This is a genomic window from Faecalibacterium sp. DFI.5.82, assembly GCF_029076575.1.
Classification (GTDB): Bacteria; Bacillota; Clostridia; order Oscillospirales; family Ruminococcaceae; genus Faecalibacterium; species Faecalibacterium duncaniae.
In genome coordinates, this window is the sequence record NZ_JARFIS010000937.1 from 1 (window position 1) to 294 (window position 294).

The 294-nt window shown below is 64.6% G+C and carries 1 pseudogene; it reads left to right on the forward strand.

Features of this window, described 5'->3' with window-relative positions:
- Positions 1-294, forward strand: a pseudogene (locus tag P0G09_RS19565) (hypothetical protein); the annotation flags it as partial.

The window sequence follows — 294 nt, forward strand, 5'->3', positions numbered from 1 at the left end:
CATCTCTGTGGGCGAGGACGGTGCTTCCCACCAGTGCTGCGAGGACTTTGCCCTGATGCGCAGCCTGCCCGGCATGACCGTGATCTGCCCCGCAGACGATGTGGAGGCCTGCGCCGCTGTGCGTGCCGCTTACGCCATGCAGGGCCCTGTTTACCTGCGCTTCGGCCGTCTGGCTGTGCCTGTGTTCCACGATGAGGCTACCTACCACTTTGAGCTGGGCAAGGGCGAGCAGATCACCGAGGGCCTCGTTGACCATCAGACCGGTGGCGATGATGGCAATGTCGCTGCCCTCGG